We start from the raw sequence: 6,569 nt of genomic DNA, 5'->3' as shown, positions 1-6,569 counted from the left end.
CTCGGCGGCGCGGAGCCGGACGGACTGCGACCGGGGGTTGTGCGCCAGCTCGGCCGCGGCGGGCTCCCCGGCCCCCCGGGGCCCCCCCCGCCCGAACGGGGGGGGGGGCGCCCGCGCCCCCCCCACCACCCCGCCGGTGGCGGGCCTGTCCCGGGGGGAGACGGGCCGGCCACCGGCGGACGCACGACCCACGACGAGACGCAGGAGAGAAGTGACCAGCACCCAGAGCCCGCCGGCGTCGCCGCCGAGCCCGACGCTCGCGCCGGCGCCCGTGCGGCGACGCACGCGCGTCGTCGACCGGGGAGCCAGCCGGGTCTTCCGGTGGACCGCCACCGGTGCCGGCGCCCTCATCCTCGTCGTGCTCGTCGCGGTGGCCGCCTTCCTCGTGCTCCGCGCCTGGCCCGCGCTGACGACGCCCGCGGCCGAGCTGACCGACAAGGTCAGCTGGATGGGCGAGGCGACCTCCCTGCTCGACTTCGTCGGGCCCCTGATCTTCGGCACGGTCCTCGCGGCGGCGCTCGCCCTCGTGATCGCGACGCCGGTCGCCCTGGGGATCGCCCTGTTCATCTCCCACTACGCGCCGCGCCGGCTCGCCTCGGGCCTGGGCTACCTGGTCGACCTGCTCGCCGCCATCCCGTCGGTCGTCTACGGCCTGTGGGGCGGCCTGGTGCTGGCGCCGATGGTGAAGCCGGTCTGGGCCTGGCTGCACACCTACCTCGGCTGGATCCCGCTGTTCTCCGGCACCGTCTCGCCGACCGCCCGCGTGCTGATGACCGTGGGCATCGTGCTGGCCGTCATGATCCTGCCGATCATCACCGCCGTCAGCCGCGAGGTGTTCCTGCAGACCCCGCGCCTGCACGAGGAGGCCGCCCTCGCCCTGGGCGCCACGCGCTGGGAGATGGTCCGCGTCGCGGTGCTGCCGTTCGCCCGCTCGGGGATCGTGTCCGCCGCGATGCTCGGCCTCGGCCGCGCGCTCGGCGAGACCATGGCGGTCCTGATGATCCTGTCGCCCGGGTTCCTCTACTCGTTCCAGCTGCTCGCGGCCGGCCAGCAGCAGACGATCGCGGCCAACATCGCCGCCCAGTTCCCCGAGGCCAACCCGCTGGGGGTCTCCGCCCTGATCGCCACCGGTCTCGCGCTGTTCGTCATCACCCTGGTCGTGAACATGGCCGCGCGCGCGATCGTCGCGCGCCGCAAGGACTTCTCGGGAGCCAACTGATGACCGCGCCCACCCTCGGCACGGCCGAGAACGCCGAGCTGCGCGCGCTGCTGCAGCAGGTCGACCCCCGCCGGCACCGCACGGACCGCCTCATGCGCGCGCTGATCATCGGCGCCTTCGTGGTCGCCATGCTGCCGCTCGCGTCGGTCACCTGGACCGTCCTGGCCAACGGCGTCGACCGGTTCGACGCCTACTTCCTCACGCACTCGATGCGCGGGGTGTTCGGCGGCATGGACGCCGGCGGCATCTACCACGCCATCGTCGGCACCCTCGAGATCACCCTCTTCGCGACGCTGATCTCCGTCCCCATCGGCCTGCTCACGGCGATCTACCTGGTGGAGTACGGGCGCGGGCACCTGGCGCGGTGGGTGACGTTCTTCGTGGACGTGATGACCGGCATCCCGTCGATCGTCGCCGGCCTGTTCGCCTACGCCCTGTTCGCGGTCATCCTCGGTCCGGGCATCCGGATGGGCGTCGTCGGCTCGGTCGCGCTCAGCGTCCTGATGATCCCGGTCGTGGTGCGCTCCTGCGAGGAGATGCTGCGGCTGGTCCCCAACGAGCTGCGCGAGGCGGCGCTCGCCCTGGGCGTGCCGCGCTGGCTGGTGGTCATCAAGGTCGTGCTGCGCACCGCGGTGGCCGGCATCGGCACCGGCATCACGCTCGCCATCGCCCGCGTCATCGGGGAGACCGCCCCGCTGCTCATCACCGTCGGCGTCATCGACTCGATCAACTTCAACCTGTTCGAGGGCCGGATGATGACGCTCCCGGTCTACGTCTACCGGCAGTACTCGCAGGGTCTGGTGCCGTGCACCCCCGGCGCCGTCGACTGCATCCCGACCATCAACTACGACCGGGCCTGGGCGGCCGCGCTGACGCTGATCCTCATCGTCATGCTGCTCAACCTGGTCGGCCGGCTGATCACCCGCTTCTTCGCCCCCAAGAACCTCGGCTGAAAGACACCCCCATGGCACAGCGCATCGACGTCAAGGACCTGAACATCTTCTACGGCACCTTCCGCGCCGTGGCCGACGTGGAGATGGCCGTCGAGCCCCGCTCGGTCACCGCGTTCATCGGGCCGTCGGGCTGCGGGAAGTCCACCTTCCTGCGCACGCTCAACCGCATGCACGAGGTCATCCCCGGCGCGCACGTGCAGGGCTCCGTCGCGATGGACGGCGTGGACCTGTACGGCTCCGACATCGACCCCGTCGCGGTCCGGCGCCAGGTGGGCATGGTGTTCCAGCGCCCCAACCCGTTCCCGACCATGTCGATCGCGGAGAACGTGCTGGCGGGCATCAAGCTCAACAACAAGCGCATCTCCAAGAGCGACGCCGACGACGTGGTGGAGCAGTCGCTGCGTCACGCGAACCTCTGGAACGAGGTCAAGGACCGGCTGAACCGTCCCGGCTCCGGCCTGTCGGGCGGGCAGCAGCAGCGTCTGTGCATCGCGCGCGCCATCGCGGTCAAGCCGCAGGTGCTCCTCATGGACGAACCCTGCTCGGCCCTGGACCCGATCTCCACGCTGGCCATCGAGGACCTCATCGCGGAGCTGAAGGCGGACTACACGATCGTCATCGTCACGCACAACATGCAGCAGGCCGCCCGCGTCTCGGACCGGACTGCGTTCTTCAACCTGGCCGCGACCGGTGAGCCCGGCCGGCTGGTCGAGGTCGACGAGACGTCGACGATCTTCTCCTCGCCGCGGGAGAAGCAGACGGAGGACTACATCTCGGGCCGCTTCGGCTGAGACGCACAGCAGAAGGGGCCGTCCGACAGCGGGCGGCCCCTTCCGTGCGTTCGGGTCAGCTGGACGGCGTCGGCACCGAGGTGGCGTACTCGGGCAGCGTGCCGTCGAGCACGGGCACCCTGACCTCGACCGAGCCCGACTCGGGCGTCGACACCGTGACCGTCAGCAGCCCGCCGGGCATGGCCTCGAGCGCCGGGAACATCACCTCGGTGAAGCGGTCGTCATCCGCGCGACCCGTGCCCAGCAGCACCGTCTCCCGCGGGCCCAGCTCGACGGTCGTCTCCTCGTCGCCCACCGCGAGGGTGACCGAGCGGTCCTCGGTGCCGTCGTTGACCAGCCCGCCCTGCAGCGCGCCGTCCTGACCCTCGCCCGCGGAGAGCACCAGGAGGTTGCTGCCCCGGACGTCACCGAGCGTCACGCGCACGCCGTCGGAGGCGGAGTACTGGTCCTCGGTGGTGATCTGGTTGGTCGCGGAGCACCCGGCGAGAGCGAGGCCGGCGACGGCGAGGCCGGCGGTGAGGGCGGCAGCCCGGAGGGTGCGGGGGCGGGGCGAGGTCACGATGACTCCTCGGGGCGTCGGGCGCTGCGGGCGTGTCGACGGGTCACTCCGTCGGGGCCCAGCCTAGCCGCCGCCCGGGACTCCTCCCCGCCCGCGGGGCCTCCGACCTGCAGGGCGCACGCGCCGTCCCGACGGGTCGGTGACCTGCGCAGATGTCGGTAATCACGCGGCAAAAGGCGGAAATCGCCGTGATAAGATACCTGTCTGCGAAAGGGGACACCTGCAGATGACTTTCACTGTTGGGGAGACCGTTGTCTATCCGCACCACGGTGCGGCATTGATCGAAGAGATCAAGAGCAGGACCATCCGCGGCGAGGAGAAGCTGTACCTCAAGCTGAAGGTCGCTCAAGGAGATCTCACCATCGAGGTCCCGGCGGAGAACGTCGATCTGGTGGGCGTGCGCGACGTCGTGGGGCAGGAAGGTCTCGACAAGGTGTTCGAGGTCCTCCGGGCGCCGTACACCGAGGAGCCGACCAACTGGTCGCGTCGCTACAAGGCGAACCTCGAGAAGCTCGCGTCGGGCGACGTCATCAAGGTGGCGGAGGTCGTCCGCGACCTCTCGCGCCGGGACGCCGACCGCGGCCTGTCGGCGGGCGAGAAGCGCATGCTCGCCAAGGCCCGCCAGATCCTCGTCTCGGAGCTCGCACTCGCCGAGCACACCGAAGAGGAGAAGGCCGAAGCGATCCTCGACGAGGTCCTCGCGTCCTGACGCCGCCAGACAGGTGAGCGTCGCTGCTGTCCTGACTGCCGCCGGGAGCGGCAGCAGGCTCGGTCATGCCCTCCCGAAGGCCCTCGTGCCGCTGGGAGGTCAGTCGCTCGTCGTGCACGCCGCCCGCAACCTGCTGGCAGCGCGCGCGGCGGGCGACGCTCGCGTCCGGGTGCTGGTGGTCACCGCGCCGGCGTTCCACGTCGCTGCCATCGCCGACGAGCTCGCCGTCCTGGCCGACCAGGTCGCCCTGCTCGTCGTGCCGGGCGGCGCCACCCGGCAGGCCTCCGTCGCCGCCGGGCTCGCCGCGCTCGTCGGGGACCCGCGAGGGCAGGACGTGGACGTCGTCCTCGTGCACGACGCCGCGCGCCCGCTGGCGCCCCCGTCGCTGGTCGCCCGGGTGATCGACGCCGTGCGCGACGGGCACCCCGCGGTCGTCCCGGGGCTGCCGGTGACCGACACGGTCAAGCGCGTCGCCCCGCACCGCGGCGTCACCGTCGAGCCCGTGGTCGAGACCGTCCCGCGCGCCGAGCTGCGCGCGGTCCAGACGCCGCAGGGGTTCACCCGGGAGCTGCTGCTGCGGGCGCACGCGCACGGGGCCGACGACGCGCACGACGAGGCCCTCGCCGCCTCGGACGACGCCGGCCTGGTCGAACGGCTGGGGGAGCCGGTGTGGGTGGTCGCGGGCGACGAGCGCGCCGCCAAGATCACCACCGCGCGCGATCTCGCGATCGCCGCCCTGCCGACGGAGAGCGACGAGTGAGCACCCTGCCCCGCACCGGGATCGGCGTCGACGTGCACGCCTACGACGCCGACCCCGCGCCGGGTGCCGTGCTGCACCTGGCCGGCCTGTCGTGGCCCGGCGAGCGACCGCTGGCCGGTCACTCCGACGCCGACGTCGCCGCGCACGCCGCTGCCGACGCGCTGCTGTCCGCGGCCGGCCTGGGCGACCTGGGCTCGAACTTCGGCACGTCCGAGCCGCAGTGGGCGGGTGCGGCCGGGGCCGCGCTGCTCCAGGAGACCGCGCGGCGCGTGCGCGCGGCGGGGTTCACCATCGGGAACGTCGCGGTCCAGGTGATCGGGAACCGGCCGAAGATCGGTCAGCGGCGCGCGGAGGCGGAGTCGGCGCTGTCGGCGGCGATCGGCGCCCCGGTGACCGTCTCGGCGACCACCACCGACGGGCTCGGGCTGACCGGCCGCGGGGACGGCGTCGCGGCGATCGCCACGGCCCTGGTGGTCTGACGGCGGGTGCTGCCGACCAGCACCCCGGCGATCACCAGCGCGCCCCAGGCGAGCTCGACCGTCGACGTCGGCTCGCGCAGCAGCAGCCAGGACGCCCCGATGCCCACCACGGGGACCAGCATGGAGAACGGTGCCACCGTGCTGGACGGGTGCCGGCCCATGAGCGTGGTCCACAGCCCGGAGCCGACCAGCGTCGCGACGACCACCGTGAACAGCAGCCCGGCGAGCGCGAGCAGCCCCTGCGTGCTGCCCAGCCCCTGGAACGACCCCGCGATCCGCTCAGGCCCCTCGACCCCGAGTGAGAGCGCCAGCAGCGGCAGCGGGGGGACGACGGACATCCAGAGCATGAGCCGGAACGGCTCGCCCGGCTGCGCCTGCACCGCCCGGCGGTTGCCCAGGTTGCCGACCGCCCAGGCAAGCCCGCCGCACAGGGTGAGCAGCACGGGGACCAGCGTCGCGCCGCCGGCCAGCCCGGCGCGGTGCACGGCGATGCCCGCCAGGCCGGCCACCGCGAGCAGGATGCCGGCACCCTGGCGCACGCTGATCCGCTCGCGCAGGAACACCCCGGCCAGGAGCACGGTGAAGGGCGCCGACGACTGCAGCACCAGCGAGGCCAGCCCCGTCGGCATCCCGCTGTCCATGGCGAGGTAGAGGAACACGAACTGGAGCACCCCGAACCCGAGCCCGTACAGACCGATCCACCGCCAGGGTGCGGTCGGCCGGGGGACGAGGAGCAGCGTGGGCACGGCGATGAGGGCGAACCGGAGCGCCGCCAGGAAGAACGGCGGGAACTGCTCCAGGGACAGGTGGATGGCCGGGAAGTTCAGGCCCCAGCAGACGGCGACGAGCGCGGCGAGCAGGCGGTCGCGGGTGGGCATGGAGCGAGCATGCGTCTCCGAGACCGTGCAGCACCATCGAATAGTGATGACACGACGATGTAGCATCGCTGCATGGACCCCCGCGCCCTGGAGAGCCTCCGCACGGTCGGCACGCAGGGCGGAGTGACCGCGGCCGCGGCCGTGCTGCACGTGACGCCGTCGGCGGTGTCTCAGCAGCTCGCGCTGCTGCAGCGCGAGGTCGGCGTGCCGCTGACCGAGCG

At 72.6% G+C, this 6,569-nt stretch carries 8 protein-coding genes and 1 pseudogene; 7 read left to right on the top strand and 2 right to left on the bottom strand.

Going from position 1 to position 6,569, the window contains the following annotated elements; all coding sequences use genetic code 11:
• Nucleotides 1-211 precede the first annotated feature (211 nt).
• From pstC to pstB, 3 genes are read left to right on the top strand one after another with little or no spacing between them, the layout of a single operon-like run.
• On the top strand, nucleotides 212-1,219 hold the full coding sequence (pstC, locus tag RYN42_RS19130) for a phosphate ABC transporter permease subunit PstC (protein WP_315098874.1): 1,008 nt from the start codon (nucleotides 212-214) through the stop codon (nucleotides 1,217-1,219).
• Nucleotides 1,219-2,172: a phosphate ABC transporter permease PstA gene (pstA, locus tag RYN42_RS19125; RefSeq protein ID WP_315098871.1), complete on the top strand. Its 954-nt coding sequence runs from the start codon at nucleotides 1,219-1,221 to the stop codon at nucleotides 2,170-2,172. Before pstC ends, pstA begins: the two co-directional genes overlap by 1 nt.
• Nucleotides 2,173-2,183: 11 nt before the next feature.
• Nucleotides 2,184-2,963, top strand: a complete 780-nt coding sequence (gene pstB, locus RYN42_RS19120; RefSeq protein WP_315098868.1) for a phosphate ABC transporter ATP-binding protein PstB — start codon at nucleotides 2,184-2,186, stop codon at nucleotides 2,961-2,963.
• Nucleotides 2,964-3,018: 55 nt separating this feature from the next.
• On the opposite strand, the gene RYN42_RS19115 is transcribed toward pstB, so the two are convergent.
• Nucleotides 3,019-3,522 (bottom strand): hypothetical protein, encoded by a 504-nt coding sequence (locus tag RYN42_RS19115; RefSeq protein WP_315098866.1) that lies wholly within the window; start codon nucleotides 3,520-3,522, stop codon nucleotides 3,019-3,021.
• A 226-nt stretch (nucleotides 3,523-3,748) separates the two neighbouring features.
• Between RYN42_RS19115 and RYN42_RS19110 the strand changes: the two genes are divergently transcribed.
• Genes RYN42_RS19110 through ispF form a run of 3 tightly spaced genes read left to right on the top strand, consistent with a single transcriptional unit; the run spans nucleotide 3,749 to nucleotide 5,470 of the window.
• On the top strand, nucleotides 3,749-4,231 hold the full coding sequence (locus tag RYN42_RS19110) for a CarD family transcriptional regulator (RefSeq protein WP_175348798.1): 483 nt from the start codon (nucleotides 3,749-3,751) through the stop codon (nucleotides 4,229-4,231).
• A gap of 13 nt (nucleotides 4,232-4,244) precedes the next feature.
• Nucleotides 4,245-4,991: a 2-C-methyl-D-erythritol 4-phosphate cytidylyltransferase gene (gene ispD / locus RYN42_RS19105; RefSeq protein ID WP_315098864.1), complete on the top strand. Its 747-nt coding sequence runs from the start codon at nucleotides 4,245-4,247 to the stop codon at nucleotides 4,989-4,991.
• Nucleotides 4,988-5,470 carry a 2-C-methyl-D-erythritol 2,4-cyclodiphosphate synthase gene (gene ispF, locus RYN42_RS19100; protein WP_315098861.1) on the top strand — a complete coding sequence of 161 codons (483 nt, stop codon included), beginning with the start codon at nucleotides 4,988-4,990 and terminating at the stop codon, nucleotides 5,468-5,470. Before ispD ends, ispF begins: the two co-directional genes overlap by 4 nt.
• Nucleotides 5,471-5,544: 74 nt before the next feature.
• On the opposite strand, the pseudogene RYN42_RS19095 reads toward ispF, so the two are convergent.
• Nucleotides 5,545-6,348 (bottom strand): annotated as a pseudogene (locus tag RYN42_RS19095) (EamA family transporter); the annotation flags it as partial.
• A gap of 72 nt (nucleotides 6,349-6,420) precedes the next feature.
• Between RYN42_RS19095 and RYN42_RS19090 the strand changes: the two are divergent.
• On the top strand, nucleotides 6,421-6,569 hold a 149-nt coding region (locus RYN42_RS19090; RefSeq protein ID WP_315098877.1), incomplete at its 3' end, for a LysR family transcriptional regulator.

The organism is uncultured Cellulomonas sp., from assembly GCF_963527515.1.
Classification (GTDB): Bacteria; Actinomycetota; Actinomycetes; order Actinomycetales; family Cellulomonadaceae; genus Cellulomonas.
The sequence above is the reverse complement of the archived record's forward strand: the minus strand, read 5'-3'. Positions and strand labels throughout refer to the sequence as shown.

Coding starts and splice junctions, on each gene's coding strand:
- RYN42_RS19110 (WP_175348798.1), top strand. CDS start 3,749: ATGACTTTCACTGTTGGGGAGACCGTTGTCTATCCGCACCACGGTGCG.
- pstA (WP_315098871.1), top strand. CDS start 1,219: ATGACCGCGCCCACCCTCGGCACGGCCGAGAACGCCGAGCTGCGCGCG.
- pstB (WP_315098868.1), top strand. CDS start 2,184: ATGGCACAGCGCATCGACGTCAAGGACCTGAACATCTTCTACGGCACC.